This window comes from Arthrobacter sp. AG258, assembly GCF_004364695.1.
Classification (GTDB): Bacteria; Actinomycetota; Actinomycetes; order Actinomycetales; family Micrococcaceae; genus Arthrobacter.
Genome location: NZ_SOBI01000006.1, coordinates 1 through 16,336, shown reverse-complemented (window position 1 = coordinate 16,336; position 16,336 = coordinate 1). Strand labels below are relative to the sequence as shown.

The window sequence follows — 16,336 nt, the reverse complement described above, 5'->3', positions numbered from 1 at the left end:
CATCATGTGCGCCACGCCACGTTTGTGAATTGTTGCTAATGCTTGAGATTCATCCGCTGCAGGATGGTGGCCGCCATCTCCTCCACGGACACGGTGGCGGAGTTCAGGTACGGGATCCGGTGGGATACGTACAGCTGCTCGGCGCTGCGCAACTCAAAGCCGCACTGACGCAAGGATGCGTAGGGCGAGCTGGGCCGCCGTTCGGTGCGGATCTGGCTCAGGCGCAGCGGGTTGGACGACAGGCCGAAACACTTGGACACGAAGGGCTGCAGCGGCTTCGGCAGGCCGTCCCGCTGGAAGTCCTCGTCAACGAGCGGAAAGTTGGCGGCGAAGATCCCGTGCTGGAGTGCCAAATACATGGTGGTGGGCGTCTTGCCGCACCGGGACGGGGCTACCAGGATCACCTGCGCCTTCTCCAGGGCACGCAGGCTCTGGCCGTCGTCGTGCTCCATCGCGTACTCCACAGCCGCCATCCGGGACTGGTAGCGCGCGGCGTTGCCCAGGCCGTGCGCCCTGCCGGGTTCGCCACTGGCAGGCGCGCCGAGCGCCTGTTCCAGCACGCCCACGTGCGTGCCGATCAGGTCCACGATCACGCCTTTGCAGCCGGCCAGGATCTGCCGGATTTCGCTGCTGACGGCGGTGGAGAAGACCAGCGGCCGGGGCCCGGTGGCGGCAAGGCCGTCGATGGTGCGCACCACCGCCCGTGCCTGCTCGGCCGTGGTGATGAAGGGGATGGTGACACGGTCAAAGTCGGCCACCGGGAACTGGGTCAGCAGCGTATTGCCCAACGTTTCCGCGGTGATGCCCGTACTGTCCGAGAGGAAGTAGACAGGGCGTAGAGCAGCAGTGGTCATGGCACGACTTTAGCGGCCGCTGTGGTGCGGACCCGAAGTCTGGACCGGCGCGGGCCCGGCCGACGCGTTGATTGTACGCGGGCCGGTTCGCCGGTCAGGCCGCTTTCACAGGGGACGGCCCGGCGGCGGACGCTGCCTTGTTCTCGCGGGCCAGGAAGGCGGAGAGTTCACCGATGGTGCTCATCAGCGGGGCGGGGAACACCACCGTGGAGTTCTTGTCGACGGCGATTTCCACCAGGGACTGCAGGTTGCGGAGCTGCAACGCGAGTGGGTGCGCCATCATGGTGTCGGACGCATCGCCGAGCGCTGAAGCGGCGATGGCCTCGCCTTCGGCGGCAATGATCTTCGCTCGCTTCTCGCGTTCGGCTTCTGCCTGGCGGGCCATGGCACGCTTCATGCTTTCGGGCAGCTGGATGTCCTTGAGCTCCACCAGGGTGACTTCCACGCCCCATTCGACGGTGAGCACGTCGAGGATTTCGCGGATGTCGCCGTTGATCCGTTCGGTTTCGGACAAGGTCTGGTCCAAGGTATGGCGGCCAACCACCTTCCGCAACGTGGTCTGGGCGATCTGGTCGATGGCCGCGGCCACGTTCTCGATGGCGATGACGGATTTCACGGCGTCCACCACCCGGTAGTAGGCCACCGCTGACACGTCCACGCTGACGTTGTCCTGGGTAATGATGCCCTGCGACTGGATGGGCATGGTCACGATCCTGAGGCTTACCAGCGGCAGCCGGTCGATAACAGGAATGATCAACCGCAGGCCGGGGTCTCTTACGCCGACCACCCTGCCAAGCCGGAACAGTACGCCCTTCTCATATTGGCGGACGATCCGGATGGACATCCGCGCAGCAACGAGAATAAGAATAACGAGGACAATGACAGTCACGGTGGTGGGGTCCATCGGGATCCCCTCCTGGTCTTTGCGCGGGCCGTGCCGGCACCTGGCTGGCGCCGTGACAGGGGCCCTGCACTTATTGTCCCACCAAAGGCGTCAGGGAGCTTGGAACCGGAGCATACTGGACGTGTGAATGCGACAGGCGCCGCCTTGTGGTTGCCTTGGGGCGTGGTGGGCGGAGTTGTGTGGCTCGTGGCCGGTCGTCCGCGGCCGCCCGGGCTTCGGCGTCGAACCTAAACCGCAGAAACGATGCTTCCGTACCCCTGCAAGAACATCCTGCGGCCCTGGCCTTCATCGGTCCACACCCAGATGATCGAATAATCGGAGGTCACAGCGTCCACGACCCCGGTGCCGGCCAAGGTTCCTTCGGCAAAACTGACCCGGTCCCCCACCGCAAGCCGGGGGGTGCCTGGTCCGCTTCCGCCGGGGCTTGAGGGTGGCGGTGTCCCCTGCCACGGCAGGGTCTGGCAGGCATGTACTGACGTGCTGGCGCATCGGTTTCCTCCGGGCTCATGGGCGGACAGTCAGCTCATTACAACCCTGCCCGCTGCTCCCAGGTCACGCACGCCGGCGTGGTGCAGCAAGACTAACGCGCCATGGCACAGCATGCATGGTCCGGAGGCTTTGGACGGAGTGTGACTGCGGGAGTTTCGTCAACCGTATTGTTCGAAAACCGAATCTCCATCGAGTTGATGTTTTCCGCGATTTTTCGCCATAAACTGGGCAGGCTGTGCTGAACAGCTTTGGGGGCGCGGCTGAGGCCGCCTGATTGAAAGGCGGCAGCGTGCTTCGCACTGCTTCGCTACGTGTGGTGGCTGGGATTACTTTTGCACTTGTATCGCTCCTGGCCGGTGGGAGCGTGAAGGCCACGGCCGATGACTGGAACCCGGTGAAATATGTCGAAGGCATCATCACGGGGCCGCCGGGTACGCACCTCGATCATCTGAAAGTGCAGCTTACCGACGTGCAAAGCGACATGCTCAGGACTGCCGAACCCGTATCCGCCGATGGTCATTTTCGGGTGCCATACACCGGGATGGACTACGGCAATCTGCTGGTTTCGGGAGGCGACAGCGGACTGGCGACGACATGGTACGGCGATGTGGCCCGGCAAGAGGAAGCAACCACACTCCCCCTAAGCAACCGCGGCGCGCAAGGCATCGACGTGACAATGGCTCCGGGTTCCACCATTTCCGGCACTGTTTCCGCGCCACCCGGGACTGATTACAGCCAGTTGGCGGTGGTTGCAAGCAGCACTTTCGTCTCCCGGTACGGGGGCGTCCCCCGCACCGCCGTTGAGCGGACAGCCCACGTGGCGCCCGACGGAAGCTACACCGTCACAGGGCTCGGGGCGGACAGCTTTACCCTCCGAGTGACCCCAGGCTCGAGCGGCCTTTTGGAAACGTGGTACGGCGGTGGAGCAGACAAGAAGGCGGCAAAATCGCTGGGTCTACAGGCAGGGAGCCACACAACGGACGTGAACATCAGCCTGCTCACACCCTCAAGCGTTAGTGGCAGGGCTGTCTTTCCCCCGGGATCTACTCCGGAAGCAGGCTTCGTGCGCATCTATTCCGACGCCGGCAACGTTGTCAGCTCTACGACCTTTGGCGAGGACGGCGCATACAGCCTGCCACAGGTTCCTGCGGGACCTGCCAGGATTTCCTTCGGGGGTACCACCAAGAACGGCGCTTTCGCGACCATGTGGTATCCGAATGCAGGACAATTCGCGGCAGCTGGGGCACTAAACTTCGGACAGGGGGAAAAGCGCTCCGGCCTGGATCTGCTCATGGCACCCGCGGGGGCACTATCAGGAACTGTCACCGGTTCAACCTCGCCTGTGTCCGTTAATTTGTACGATTCCCTGGGTCGCTTTGTCAGGGGCACCACCACGGACGCTTCCGGCAACTACCTCATTGGCAACACAGGCCCGGGCGCCTATAAGGTCCGTTTCAATGAACCGTGGCAGTACGGCCCCTCGTTGCTGACACAGTACTATCCCGGAGTTCCAGAAAATGAAGGATATGCAAAGGGTGCCGATGTCACCGTCGCGCTGGGAAAGACGACTTCCGGCATCAATGCCGCGATGACCGGTGGCGGTTCCATTACCGGCCTCATCCAGAGCCGAGCCGGGAGCCCGCTCGGGTATCACAGTGTCAAAGCCATGGCCACAAACGGTTCCGCTGATGAACGAATAGCCACCACGGACCCATCGGGAAGGTTTGTTGTCGGCGGGCTTGCTGACGGCGACTACATTCTGGAGACCAACGTGGACGTCTACACGAGTTACCTTATTCCCCTCGGGAAGGTCTACTCCGGCAATGTGCGCGACCGCCAGCAGGCACAGGTCATGTCAATCCGCAACGGACAGACCATTGATGCGGGGACATTGTCGTACGACACGGCAGGGCTCAAAGCCTCTCCGGCGGCCGGAAAGTTTGTTCCCGTTCAGCCGGCAAGGCTGCTGGATACCCGGGAGTTGTCCACGCCCCTGCCGATCCAAACAAGTCGGGTGGTCCAAGTCAGCGGACGGGCCGGGGTACCGGCCGATGCAAGCGCCGTGGCGCTGAACGTGACCGTCACGGACCCGACCTCGTATGGATTCGTGGCTGCCTTCCCGTTCGGCCAGCAAAGTACCAACACGTCCACAGTCAATTTCCGGGAGCGCCAAACGGTCGCCAATTCCATAGTGGTGCCTGTCCATGACGGCCGGATTAATTTGGAGAACGCCGGCTACGACGGAAACCTTCATCTGATCGTCGATATAGCCGGGTACTTCACAGGCGGAATTCCCACGGACAGCGGGGCATACCAGGCAGTAACGCCTTTCCGCGCCGCAGACAGCCGTGGAACGCTTGGGACCCGCAGCGGCGAGGTGTTTGACATTCAAATGATTGGCCTGGCGCCTCTACCCGCAGAGGTCGGCGCCGTTGTTGTGAACATTACGGCGGCCAACATCTACCGCGACAACGTCCACACCAGCCACGGACATTTGACCGCTTACGCGAGCGGCACCAGTCGCCCGGCAACGTCCAACGTCAACTATGACTGGACCACCGGCGACACCCCGAATCTTGCAATCGTTCCGGTGGGCGCTGACGGCAAGATCAGTATCGCGAATACATCCCCGGGGCCGGTGGGCATCGTTGTCGACGTGGTGGGATATTTCCGGAAGGGCGCGGGTTCAACTCCGGGCGCTTTCGAGTCCTTGGCGCCCAAGCGGCTCCTGGACACCCGGACGACAGCTTCCCCCTTGGACGCCAACGCAGACGCCGCTGTGACCATAAGCGGCGCTAACGGCATTCCGGCTGGAGCCAAGGCGGCGCTGATCAACCTGACTGTTACGGACCCAACATCCGTTGGGCACTTGAGGGCTTATCCAAGCGGAGGCTCCCTCCCGGGAACATCGAACGTCAACTTCGAGGCGACTCAGACCCGGGCCAGCTTCTCCGTGGTTCCCATCGGGCCGGACGGCAAGATCGCCATCAGGAATACCTCCGCCGGTCGATCGCACGTCATTGTCGACATTGTTGGCTACATTCGCGGCTAGGCCGCTCTGGGACCCGGCCAGTGGAGCCGGGCAGCAGGCCAGTGGAGCCGGGCAGCTGTCCGGCCCCGGCCAGCGAAGAATCAGTCCAGCGCCGCCACGGATCCCAGCGCGTCCCAGGCGAAGCTCGCCAACCAGTGCGTGGACATGAAGTCACCGCTCTCCAGCCCGGAGAGCCCGGCCTTCAACAGCGGATCGAGTGCCTCGCTGAGGACGGCCGCCGCGGCGGATGCCTCGGGCTTGGAGGATTCGCGCAGGGCGGCGATGATGCGCGCCACCTGGCCGGCCCGGGTCAGGTTCAGTCCGTGCAGGTGCACCAGGTAGCCGTCGGTCTCATCCGTCACGCTCACCGGCTGCAAGATCCGCGACGCCGTGGAGAGCTCAGGCAGGAACCCCGCGAACCAGCCTGCGAACTCGTCCGCGGAAAGCACGCGGCGCATCAGGTCCGCCTCGCTGAGGCCGGCGGAGAGGAAGTCCTGGCCGCTGAGCTCCCAGTCCCCCGGCCAGCCGCGGTCATCCGCGAACCAGCCGCGCGCCGCTTCCTCGCACGCCGTCGCGGCGTCCTCGCGGCCCAAGGATCGGAAGGCATCGAGCATGTAGCCCACGCCGAAGGCCGCGTTGGTGTGCAGCCCGTGCCGGACGGGGTATTGCGCCTTGGCCATCCACGCCACGCTGAGTTCCGCCACTGCATCCACCAGCGGCTCCAAGGCGGAGCCCCATTCGCGGATCTGCGCATCGGAGGACGCGGAACAGGTGGCCGCAAGCCGCATGAGCCACGCCCAGCCATACGGACGTTCCCAGGACGGGTTGGCCAGCAGGTAGTCCCGTTCCACCGCCAGCTTGGCCGGGGTCAGGTTGGCGCCCAGGGCTTCCCGCAGCGACGCGGCAGTCGGGCCGTCCACCCAAGCCGCCGTCCCGCCGTCGGACGCCCCCTCCGGAGCAGCCCCGGACGAAGGCGACCCGGAGGCGGCCCCCAGCAGGCTGGTCCCCAGCCAGTGCATGTGGACGCAGGAGTGCCAGTCGAAGGAGGTGTAGAACGCGGGGTGGATCTGCTCCGGCGTGGGACGGTCGTCGGCGGACACCTGGGTGTGGTGTGCCGAGTGCGGGTAGGGCTCCGAAAGGTTGCCCAGCACCACGGCGGCGTAGTCCGGGGCCGCCTGTACGCGAAGATCGTTGTCCATCATGCTCCTTTGAAAGCCGGGATGAGCGGAAGGTTTAGTGGAAGGCCAGGAAGTACATCAGCACGATGTTGACTGCCAGCAGCGGGATGGCCGTGCCCACTTGGGCCGTGATGACGCCGTACTTGTTCTTCATCTCCAGCAGCGCGGACGGCACCAGGTTGAAGTTGGCTGCCATGGGCGTGCAGAGGGTGCCGCAGAATCCGGCGAGCATGCCGATCGCGAAGATGATGGCGGGGTCACCGTGGAAGGTCTGCACCAGTACGGGCCAGCCGATGGCGGCGGTCATGATCGGGAAGGCCGCGAAGCCGTTGCCCATCAGCACGGTGAAGAGGAACATGCCGATGCAGTACACCAGCACGCCCGCGATCAGCGAGCCCTTGGGCAGCAGCCCTGACGCCAGGGTGCCCACCGCGGTACCGACCCCGGCCTTGGTGAAGAGGATGCCCAGCGTGGTGAGCATCTGCGGCAGCAATGCGGCCCAGCCGATGGATTCGAGGATCCGGCGGCTTTCGAAGAGGGGCGTGGCCGGGTTCTTGGGCTTGAGGATGACAAGGGCGACGACGACGGCGGCTACGGCGCCGATGGCCAGCGCCACGAGCGTGGTGTTCTTGGGATCCAGCAGCGGGGTGCCGCCGATCACCAGCACAGGAGCTGCCAGCACCAGGATCACAGTGACCAGGGGCAGCGTCAGGGCGGGGATAAAGAGCTTGTTGCCGAAGCGTTTGGCGTAGGCCTCGCGCTCGGGCCCGGTGGAGGTGCGGTGCTTGCCGTGGCCCAGCAGGCCGGTGGATGCCAGTACCACCAGGACCAGGACGGCGACGCCCAGGATCCAGGCGGGTGCGGTTCCTGCCTGGACCCAGGTGCTGTAGAAGAAGCACAGGCCCAGCAGGCCCCAGAAGGCCGAGCTGCCCCAGCGGCGGGGGTGGTTGGTGTCGGCGGCGATCAGCGACGCCCATGCGACGAACAGAATGCCGACCAGCCAGTAAACGGCTTCAACGTTGATCATTTGGCTTCTCCTGCGGTTTCCTTCTGGGCGGTGAGCTCAAACTCGCGGTATTCCTTGTCCAGTTGCTTGTCCAGGCGCAGCAGCCTGAAGCCGTGGATGAGGAAGGCGGCGATGGCGGTGGGGATGGCCCAGAGCGCCAGCTGGAGCGGTTCCAGGTGCAGGTGGTAGGTGGTGTCCACGAACGTGGTGATCAGCAGGATGGAGCCGACCGCCACGAACACGTCCTCGCCGAAGAACACACCAACGTTGTCGGCGCCGGCGGCGTGGCCCTTGATCTTCTCGCTGATCTTTTCCGGCACGTGGCCGTAGCGGCGCAGCGCTGCGCCCTCCGCCATGGGGAACACCAGCGGGCGGACGGTCTGTGCGTGGCCGCCGATGCTGGTCAGGCCCACGGCGGCGGTGATCTGGCGGACGGCCAGGTAGCCGATCAGGACACGCCCGGCGGTCAGTTTGGCGAGCCGGCCGATGAGGGTTTTGGCCTGCTCCTGCAGCCCGAAGAACTCGATAATGCCCACCACGGGCAGCACCGCCACGAAGATGGTGACGGAGCGGCTGCTGGCGAAGCCGGTGCCGAACGACTCGAGGATCTGCGCGGGGTTCATGCCGCCCAGCAGCGCGGTGACGATGCCCGCGACGGTGACGACAATCAGGGGGTTCAGGCGGATGGCGAAGCCAACGATCACCAGCAGCACCCCGATGAGTACAAGCATGATTATCCCTTCCCAGGGGACCCGTGACGGGTCTGCGAAAGTGGGGGCCGGCGCGTCCGTGCCCAGGTTTAGTCGGTGGGGCGGCGCCGAGGGGCGGGAGCCCCGGTCACGTTAGGGCTGCAGGATTGTGTGTGCTGCAGGACAACGGTGTGATCCACAGCATAGCGTTTTGTTCAACAATCCCGCAACCCCTCCTACGGAAGGGATCAGGTCAGCGGTCGACGGCGGCGAGCAGTTGCGCTTCGGCGCGCTCCAGGTAGCCGGCCAGGAAGTCCGCTGCCGCGGCCAGTTCCCCGGCCTCCAGGAGCTCGACGATCTTCGCGTTGTCCTCCACGTAGGGTTCGTGGAAGGCGGGATTGGCGGCCATGGAGTGGAATACCAGCCGCATCTCGGCCAGCACCTGGTCCATGAGGCTGTTGAGGCGTTCGCTGCCGGCGCGGTCCACGATGGCGCGGTGGAAGTCCTGGTTGGCGCCGGCCATGCCCGGGATGTCGCCGTCGGCGGCGGCAGCCCTCGCTGCCTTGACGATTGCCGCCAGGGGCTCCGTGGAGACTGGGCCGGACCACAGGACCGCTGACGGCTCCAGGAAGCGGCGGACCCGGTAGATCTCGCGGATGTCCTCGGCCGTGGGGTGCGCGACGAACACGCCGCGGTTGGGAATGCGGGTGACGATGTGTTCCGAGTGCAGGGCTGCGAACGCCTCCCGGAGGGTGTTCCGGGACACGCCGAGGGCCTCGCGGAGGGCTTCCTCGGCGAGCTTGGAGCCGGGCTTGAGCTGGCCGGCCTCAATGCGGCTGCGAAGCTGTGCGGCCACCCACAGCCCGGTTTCGGCGTGCTTGGTGGTCCTGGCCTGGGCTTGAAGATCGGCCAGCACCTCGTCAAACGTCATGGCACCACGATATCGGCAGGGCACGGGTACCCTGTCCGCGCCTGACGTATTCCGCCATTATGGTGACCATGACATGGCTGCACGGCCTGCGCTTCGACCCGATCAGTCCGCTGCTGTCGAGCGGGCACCCGGCCGTGCGTTTCTGGGCTGCCAGAGAACTGCCCCCGCCACCGTCAGGCCCTGCCGCCGGCCCGGCGGGAACGCTTGAAGCGGCACTCTGGGACCTTCCGATCCCGCGCCGGATCCTGCGGCGCCAGGCGGCGGACGGGTCGTGGACCTACCCGGGGAGGCGGCCCCGGGCGCGGACGGATTACGACCTGCTGGAAACTTACCGGCAACTCGGGTTCCTGGTGGAGATGTTCGGGCTCACGCACCGGCATCCCGCCCTCGCGGCAGCGGCCGACTATGTCCTCTCACGCCAGTCCGCCGAAGGTGATCTTCGGGGGATTTACGGCAACCAAGTGTCTCCCAACTACACGGCGGCCCTCATCGGGCTCCTCAGCAAGGCGGGCTACAGCGGAGACCCCCGGGTGGAACGTGCCTTCAGTTGGCTTGAGGCGTCGCGGCAGGACGACGGCGGCTGGGCCCTTCCGTTCCGCACCCGGGGAAGAAACCTCGACGCGCTCGACGACCAGCGGACCATCAGCGGCGACCCGGCCCGGCCCTTCTCACACCTGATCACCGGGGTAGTCCTCAGGGCGTACGCGGCCCATCCTAGGCACCGCGCAGGTGCCTCCGCACAACACGCTGCGGCGCTGCTTGCGGGCCGCTTCTTCGAGCCGGATGCCTACCCGGACAAGGGCCGCGTCTCCGACTGGACCGAGTTCAGTTTTCCCTTTTGGATGACGGACCTCGTGTCCGCCCTCGACGCAATCAGTGTCATCAGTCCCAACCTCCAATCGGAAAAGACCGACAGGGCGCGCGACTGGCTGTCCGCTCACCAGGAACCCTCGGGGCTCTTCACCGGCCATCTGCTCCGGGACCGGTTCCACGACCTCCAGCTCTGGTTCAGCCTCGCGGTGTGCCGGGTGTTCGCGCGCATGCCGTCGCCAGGTGCCCCGCCGGCCGCCTAACCGATGGTGGTGAGCGCCTGGCCGGGCCCGACGGCGTCTCCGGGCGCCGCGTACAGCTCCCCGACCGTGCCGGCACGGTGGGCGGCCACGGCCGTTTCCATCTTCATGGCTTCGAGCACCAGCACCGCCTCGCCTTCCTCGACGAGTGTTCCGGGCTCAGCGAGCCACTTGACCACGGTGCCGGCCATGGTGGCCAGCAGGTCGCCGTCGTTCTTCCCGGCCGGAGCAGCCGCGCTCCCCTCCGCCGCGTCGGAACGGCCGCGGCCACCGCCGTTGAGCAGCGAGTCCAGCAGCACGGCAGGAAGTCCGAGCTCCATCCGCTTGCCGTCCACTTCGATGCCGATCGTCCGGCGCGGTTCCTCGGGTGCGGCGGGGCTGAACGCGGGGTCCGCTTCCAGCTCGGCGGCGAATTCACTCTCGATCCAGGTGGTGTAAACGCCCAGGGAATCGGTGCCGGTGAAGTCTGGAGCCTCCACCACGGCGCGGTGGAACGGCAGGACGGTGGCCAGCCCGCCAACACGGAGCTCGCGCAGGGCGCGGCGGGCGCGGCGGAGGGCCTGTTGCCGGTCCGCGCCGGTCACCACCAGTTTGGCGAGCAGCGAATCGAATTGTCCCGGCACTGTTGACCCGGCCCGCACACCGGTATCCAGCCGGATTCCCGGCCCGGTGGGCACCTCGAAGGAATCCACGGTGCCCGGGGACGGCAGGAATCCGCGGCCCGGGTCCTCGGCGTTGATCCGGAACTCAAACGCGTGGCCGTGCGGCTCGGGGTCGTCAAGAATGGGCAGCACCTCCCCTGCCGCGATGGACAGTTGGGCGGCCACCAGGTCCACGCCGGAGGTTTCCTCCGTGATGGGGTGCTCCACCTGGAGCCGGGTGTTGACTTCCAGGAAGCTCAGGAAACCGGAGCCATCCAGCAGGTACTCCACGGTGCCGGCGCCCACATATCCGGCTTCCTTACAGATGGCCTTGGCCGAGGCATGGATGGCGGCCCGCTGGTCCGGCGTAAGGAATGGCGCCGGGGCCTCCTCGACGAGCTTCTGGTGCCGGCGCTGCAGCGAGCAGTCGCGGGTGCCGACCACCACCACGTTGCCGTGTGTGTCCGCGATGACCTGCGCCTCCACGTGCCGGGGGCGGTCCAGGAATTTCTCCACGTAGCATTCGCTGCGGCCGAAGGCTGCAAGGGATTCGCGTACCGCAGAGTCGAAGCTTTCCTCGATGTCGGCAAGGTTCCGGACCACTTTCAGGCCGCGTCCGCCGCCGCCGAAGGCCGCCTTGATGGCTACCGGAAGGCCAACCTGTTCCGCGAACGCACGGACTTCTGCGGCGTTGGCCACCGGGCCGTCGCTTCCCGGTGCAAGCGGGGCACCGGCGCGGACGGCAACCTCGCGGGCGCTGACCTTGTCGCCGAGCAGCCGGATGGTGTCCGGCGAGGGCCCGATCCAGGTCAGGCCGGCGTCGATCACGGCTTGGGCGAACCCGGCGTTCTCGGACAGGAAGCCGTATCCGGGGTGGACGGCGTCGGCACCGCTTGTGGCCGCGATCGCCAGGATCTTTTCAATGTCCAGGTAGGTTTCCTGCGGCCGGGAACCGGCCAGCGAGTACGCCTCGGTGGCGGCGGAAACGTGCAGCGCATCGGCATCCGGATCGGCGTAGACGGCAACGCTCTCCAGGCCCGCGTCGTCGCAGGCCCGGGCGATCCGGACGGCAATCTCGCCGCGATTGGCAATGAGGACTTTACGCATGGAAGCTTTCCTTCGGTGTTTCGGGCTGGTCTGCCGGGGATGCTGCGGTGAACCGCACCGTGGCACCCGGCGGAAGTTGGGCGGCTTTGTCCAGGTCAGCGTGGACGACGACGGCAATCACCGGATACCCGCCGGTCACCGGATGATCGGAGAGGAAAAGGACCGGCTGGCCTTCCGGGGGCACCTGCACGGCGCCGCGGACAGTGCCTTCACTCGCCAGTTCACCCTCCTTGCTCCGTGTCAGTCCTTGTCCGTCCAGGCGCAGGCCGATCCGGTTGGACTTGGGTGTCACGGTCCACTCCTGGGACAGGAAGCTTCGCAGGGTTTCAGTGTTGAACCAGTGCTGCCGCGGTCCAGGAACCACGCGGAGCACTGTGGCGTGGCCTTGGTCCGGGAGGGGTGAGATTTCGGGGTTGCCCACAATGCTGCCCGGTTTGGCGGCATGCACGGGCAGGATGGTTCCTGCGGTGAGCGGTTCGGGACCGATCCCCGACATGGTGTCGGTGGATCGGCTGCCCAGTGCGGCCGGGCCCGCGACCCCGCCACGGACGGCCAGGTAGCAGCGCAGCCCTGCCGTGGGCGCACCCACGGTAAGCCGCTCCCCTGCCAGCAGCGCGAACGGGGCGTCGCACGCCGGATGCCGCACCGCCGTCGTCGTTTGGGCATCGTTCGACGACGTCACCTCCAATGGCGCGCTGGCGCCGGTGACGGCGAGGACCTGGTCGGTCAGGGCTTCGAGTTCCAGGCCGCCGAAGAGGGTTTCGATTCCCGCGGCGTCCTCCGGGTTGCCCACCAAGCGGTTGGCGCGGCGCAGGGCACCCCGGTCCATGGCACCGGAGCTGCTGACACCCAGGGCTGCGTAGCCCGGCCGGCCGAGGTCCTGGATGGTGGCCTGGAGGCCAGGCTTTCGCACGGCCAGGCCCGCCGAGGCATGTTCCTCGTGAGCCTCCGCGCTGGCAGCAGTTTCGGTGTGCCGCCGAACGGTGGCTTGAGCCCGGACGGCGGCGAAACGGACGGTATCGCCCGGGCGGATGAGCGCCGGGTTTTCCCGTTCAAGGTCCCAGAGTGCGGCGTCGGTCCGTCCGATCAGCTGCCATCCGCCCGGTGACTGCCGGGGATAGATCGCCGAGTATTGTCCACCCAGGGCCACCGCCCCGGCGGGTACCGCGGTTCGCGGGGAGCGCCGGCGCGGCACGTCAAGGGTGGAATTCTCGCCGGTGAGGTAGGCGAAGCCCGGAGCGAATCCGGCGAAGGCTGCCGTCCACAGCTGGCCTGTGTGGGCTGCCACGACGCCTTCGCGGCCGAGGCCGGTGAGCGCCGCGGCCTCGTCCAGGTCGTCGCCGTCGTACACCACCTCAATGGTGACCAGTGTGCTGTCGGCCTCCGCGGGCGCGTCAAGGTCCAGGCCGCGAACGTGCGCGGCCAGCTCCTGCAGGGTACGCGGCGAATCGGCGGTGATCAGCACGGTCCCGGCGGCGGCAATGACGTCGATCTGGCCCGGCCTGGGGTGCGCCATAAGTTGTGCCTGGAGGCTGAGCACCGCGTCCAGGGAGGAGAGCTCAACCAGGATTGCCCGGTCTCCTGCAGGCCTGATCGCGGTAAGGACCGGCGCCGTGGCCGGGCGCTGTTGTGTGGCAGCCATGGCTACGCGAAGCTTTGGATGGTGATGCCGGCATCGGCCAGGGCGGCGCGGACGGCGGCGGCCATGGCCACAGCGCCGGCGGTGTCGCCGTGCAGGCAGATGCTTTCCGCTTTGACCGGGACCAGTGAACCGTCCACGGCGCGGACCACGCCATCGGTGGCCAGGCGCAGGACGTGCTCGACGACGTCCTTCACCTCGTGCAGCACGGCTCCGGGTTCGCGCCGGGAGACCAGGGTGCCGTCAGGGTTGTAGGCACGGTCGGCGAAGGCCTCCGTGACCGTGCGCAGCCCGGCGGCGTCGGCCTGGCGCTGGATCTCGGAGTTCGGCAGGACCATGAGGGGAAGGGTGGGGTCCACGGCAAGGATGGCGGCCACCACGGCGCCGGCCTGCCGGGGGTGGTTGACGATGGTGTTGTACAGCGCACCGTGGGGTTTGACGTAGCGGACTGCGGTTCCGGCGGCGAGGGCTACGGCCTGGACGGCGCCGATCTGGTAGACCACGTCAGCGGTCAGTTCCGCCGGGGTCATGTCCACGAACCGGCGGCCGAAGCCGGCCAGGTCGCGGTAGCCGGGGTGGGCGCCCACCGTGACGCCGGCCTTGGCGGCGGCCTGGCAGGTGGCCATGATGCCCACGGGATCGCCTGCGTGGAAGCCGCAGGCCACGTTGGCGCTGGAAACACTTTCGAAAATGGCGGCGTCATCGCCGAAGGACCAGTTTCCAAACGATTCGCCGACGTCGCTGTTCAAGTCGATGCTGGGCATGTGATCTCCGTCTCGGATTGGTGGTACTCCAAGAATGCCCTATAAATCAGGATTGTTCAACAATCCTGATGGTTGGCGCTGCCGTACCAGCCTCAGGCCTTGGGGGCAAGGAGAATCTGCACGGCCTCAATCCGTTTGCCAACGCCCGTCGTTCCCGCCGTTCCCCCATCGGCCACCCAGGACTGCCAACCCAAATCCTGCACGCGGGCACGGTAATAAATGCTGTAGTTGTTCGCCAGCTCGCCGGTCAGCCTGATTTCGAAGGCTTCCAAACGCAGCCCCCGCCCCACGGTACCGATGGGGTTGGCCGAGGAGGTCCAAGGCTGCCAGCCAACGTCCTGCACGTGCCCCCGCCACAGGATGTCTCCGCCGTAGGACATGCTGGCCACACTGAGGCGCAGCGCCTCGACTCGAAGGGCCTGGCCCGTGGTCCCGGCGACGGTGCCATCGGAAACGTTCGCCATCCAGCCGATGTCCTGGACGTGGGCGGCGTATACGGCCGTGAATGCCGGCGCCACCTTGGGAACCAGCTCAATCGTCACCGCCTCCACCCGCAGACCCTGCCCGACAGTGCCGGCCGTGGCCCCGTCCATCCGGTAGGGCTGCCAGCCGAGGTTCTGCACGTGGGCGCGATACTTGATGCTGTACTTCGAGGCCAGATCCCCGGTCAAGCGCAGCTCAAACGCCTCCAGTCGCAGGCCCAGGCCCGTGGTTCCAATGGGGGACGCCGACGTGGTCCACGGCTGCCAGCCGATGTCCTGTACATGCCCCCGCCAGAGAATGTCACCCGGGAGGCGGTCCCCCGCTACCGACAGGCGCAACGACTCCAGCGGCAGCGACCGGCCGGTGGTGCCCGCGATCGCACCGTTGGCGACGCTCGGCTGCCAGCCAATCGTCGCGACGTGGGCCTGGTAGACGCCACTGCACGTCATGTCGTAGTCGTAAGTGCCGTCGGTCCACTGCGTGATGTGGACGGCGCCGCCGGAGAAGCTCGGGTTCACGCAGAGGTCGGACGCTTCACTGGCGTAGTCGAGTCGGCCTGCCGGTGACCAGACAGGCACGTCGGCGAGCTGCCACGACCTGGTAATGGCTTCCCACGCGCTCGCGTAAGAGTAGATCCCGTGCGGGTATCCGGCGTCTGCCAGCGCGGCCAGGAGTCCGGCGATGACGTAACGGTTCTCCTGCTGCTCAGCTGGCGACGAGCTGGGCCAGGGCTGTTGCGGGCGGGGTTCGACGTCGACCCAGATTCTCTCCGGCCGCCATCCCACCTTGGCAAGGGATGCCAGGGCGGCGAGACCCTCCGCATACCCGACGTTCCGCAGCCGGTCCGGACGGGTGATGGCGGGATAGGGGCCGTCGTCTCCGTAGGCCTCATACTGCGCCCCGGTGGGAAAGGTCGCCATGGCATATGCCTGGGCCCTGACCCCGTGGTCGAGAACCCATTGGAACTGGCCTGCCAGGCAGGGGTTTTCGGTAAAGGCGAGTCCGCGCGTCAGGCCAACGACGACGAACCCGGTATCTTCGGGCGGCATCGGAAGGCCACCCGGACACTGCGGCCAGGAAATGTCGTGTCCATAGTCGACAGCCCGTGCGGGAGGAGCGAACAGCACCCCGATCGCGAACACGAGTACAACCGCCAGGAGCCTGGGCACGGATGCCCGGGAGCGGCGGCCAGGTTGGAGAACTCCCAGGCCGGCCATGATGGCCCCCCCCTATTCAAAGGATGACCAAATTCTCCCACTCCGCCGGTGCCGCCGCCAGCCTCCCCGACGCCCGCTCACTTCCTGCAGCCCCAACCCAAACGCCCGCTCACTTCCTGCAGCCTCAACCCCAACGCCCGCTCACTTCCTGCAGCTCCAACCCCGACGCCCGCTCAGGTGTGAGCGGACGCTGATCGATTTTCTGCAAGGGGTGAGCGGGGGTTGCCTGTGGTGGGTGGGTGGTGTTTTTAAATGTGGGAGGCCCCAACCGTGTTGGTTGGGGCCTCGACCAATGTGTGTGTCCGGCGGTGTCCTACTCTCCCACACCCTCCC

The 16,336-nt window shown here is 66.5% G+C and carries 12 protein-coding genes; 2 read left to right on the top strand and 10 right to left on the bottom strand.

Annotated elements, in window-relative coordinates; all coding sequences use genetic code 11:
* Positions 1-35: 35 nt before the first annotated feature.
* Complete coding sequence (locus DFO47_RS13640) at positions 36-854, bottom strand: pyruvate, water dikinase regulatory protein (RefSeq protein ID WP_026264675.1); 819 nt, start codon at positions 852-854, stop codon at positions 36-38.
* A gap of 94 nt (positions 855-948) precedes the next feature.
* Positions 949-1,758, bottom strand: a complete 810-nt coding sequence (locus tag DFO47_RS13635) for a slipin family protein (protein ID WP_133831994.1) — start codon at positions 1,756-1,758, stop codon at positions 949-951.
* Positions 1,759-2,521: 763 nt separating this feature from the next.
* On the opposite strand from DFO47_RS13635, the gene DFO47_RS13625 reads away from it, so the two are divergent.
* Positions 2,522-5,299 (top strand): hypothetical protein, encoded by a 2,778-nt coding sequence (locus tag DFO47_RS13625; protein WP_133831993.1) that lies wholly within the window; start codon positions 2,522-2,524, stop codon positions 5,297-5,299.
* 80 nt (positions 5,300-5,379) lie between these two features.
* On the opposite strand, the gene DFO47_RS13620 is transcribed toward DFO47_RS13625, so the two are convergent.
* The 4 genes from DFO47_RS13620 to DFO47_RS13605 form a co-directional block, all read right to left on the bottom strand.
* Complete coding sequence (locus DFO47_RS13620; RefSeq protein ID WP_133831992.1) at positions 5,380-6,477, bottom strand: DUF2891 family protein; 1,098 nt, start codon at positions 6,475-6,477, stop codon at positions 5,380-5,382.
* 34 nt (positions 6,478-6,511) lie between these two features.
* Positions 6,512-7,483 carry a DUF979 domain-containing protein gene (locus DFO47_RS13615; RefSeq protein WP_018762091.1) on the bottom strand — a complete coding sequence of 324 codons (972 nt, stop codon included), beginning with the start codon at positions 7,481-7,483 and terminating at the stop codon, positions 6,512-6,514.
* The gene (locus DFO47_RS13610) at positions 7,480-8,193 is read right to left on the bottom strand and encodes a DUF969 domain-containing protein (protein WP_018762092.1); all 714 of its coding nucleotides are present in this window, start codon (positions 8,191-8,193) and stop codon (positions 7,480-7,482) included. Before DFO47_RS13610 ends, DFO47_RS13615 begins: the two co-directional genes overlap by 4 nt.
* A 211-nt stretch (positions 8,194-8,404) precedes the next feature.
* A complete protein-coding gene (locus DFO47_RS13605; protein ID WP_133831991.1) occupies positions 8,405-9,082 on the bottom strand; it encodes a GntR family transcriptional regulator in 678 nt (225 codons plus the stop codon).
* Positions 9,083-9,141: 59 nt separating this feature from the next.
* On the opposite strand from DFO47_RS13605, the gene DFO47_RS13600 reads away from it, so the two are divergent.
* Positions 9,142-10,155, top strand: a complete 1,014-nt coding sequence (locus DFO47_RS13600) for a prenyltransferase/squalene oxidase repeat-containing protein (protein WP_243835479.1) — start codon at positions 9,142-9,144, stop codon at positions 10,153-10,155.
* Here the strand turns inward: DFO47_RS13600 and DFO47_RS13595 are convergent.
* The 4 genes from DFO47_RS13595 to DFO47_RS13580 all read right to left on the bottom strand — a co-directional run bounded on the left by DFO47_RS13595 (position 10,152) and on the right by DFO47_RS13580 (position 15,835).
* Positions 10,152-11,900 carry a biotin carboxylase N-terminal domain-containing protein gene (locus tag DFO47_RS13595; RefSeq protein WP_133831990.1) on the bottom strand — a complete coding sequence of 583 codons (1,749 nt, stop codon included), beginning with the start codon at positions 11,898-11,900 and terminating at the stop codon, positions 10,152-10,154. The genes DFO47_RS13600 and DFO47_RS13595 overlap by 4 nt on opposite strands.
* Positions 11,893-13,542 carry a 5-oxoprolinase/urea amidolyase family protein gene (locus DFO47_RS13590; protein WP_133831989.1) on the bottom strand — a complete coding sequence of 550 codons (1,650 nt, stop codon included), beginning with the start codon at positions 13,540-13,542 and terminating at the stop codon, positions 11,893-11,895. The genes DFO47_RS13595 and DFO47_RS13590 overlap by 8 nt, the downstream gene beginning before the upstream one ends.
* Positions 13,543-13,544: 2 nt before the next feature.
* On the bottom strand, positions 13,545-14,303 hold the full coding sequence (locus tag DFO47_RS13585; RefSeq protein WP_133831988.1) for a 5-oxoprolinase subunit PxpA: 759 nt from the start codon (positions 14,301-14,303) through the stop codon (positions 13,545-13,547).
* A 92-nt stretch (positions 14,304-14,395) separates the two neighbouring features.
* A complete protein-coding gene (locus tag DFO47_RS13580; RefSeq protein WP_243835478.1) occupies positions 14,396-15,835 on the bottom strand; it encodes a hypothetical protein in 1,440 nt (479 codons plus the stop codon).
* Positions 15,836-16,336: the final 501 nt, after the last annotated feature.

Coding starts and splice junctions, on each gene's coding strand:
- DFO47_RS13640 (WP_026264675.1), bottom strand. CDS start 854: ATGACCACTGCTGCTCTACGCCCTGTCTACTTCCTCTCGGACAGTACG.
- DFO47_RS13635 (WP_133831994.1), bottom strand. CDS start 1,758: ATGGACCCCACCACCGTGACTGTCATTGTCCTCGTTATTCTTATTCTC.
- DFO47_RS13620 (WP_133831992.1), bottom strand. CDS start 6,477: ATGGACAACGATCTTCGCGTACAGGCGGCCCCGGACTACGCCGCCGTG.
- DFO47_RS13615 (WP_018762091.1), bottom strand. CDS start 7,483: ATGATCAACGTTGAAGCCGTTTACTGGCTGGTCGGCATTCTGTTCGTC.
- DFO47_RS13610 (WP_018762092.1), bottom strand. CDS start 8,193: ATGCTTGTACTCATCGGGGTGCTGCTGGTGATCGTTGGCTTCGCCATC.
- DFO47_RS13605 (WP_133831991.1), bottom strand. CDS start 9,082: ATGACGTTTGACGAGGTGCTGGCCGATCTTCAAGCCCAGGCCAGGACC.
- DFO47_RS13600 (WP_243835479.1), top strand. CDS start 9,142: ATGGTGACCATGACATGGCTGCACGGCCTGCGCTTCGACCCGATCAGT.
- DFO47_RS13595 (WP_133831990.1), bottom strand. CDS start 11,900: ATGCGTAAAGTCCTCATTGCCAATCGCGGCGAGATTGCCGTCCGGATC.
- DFO47_RS13590 (WP_133831989.1), bottom strand. CDS start 13,542: ATGGCTGCCACACAACAGCGCCCGGCCACGGCGCCGGTCCTTACCGCG.
- DFO47_RS13585 (WP_133831988.1), bottom strand. CDS start 14,303: ATGCCCAGCATCGACTTGAACAGCGACGTCGGCGAATCGTTTGGAAAC.
- DFO47_RS13580 (WP_243835478.1), bottom strand. CDS start 15,835: ATGCCGCCCGAAGATACCGGGTTCGTCGTCGTTGGCCTGACGCGCGGA.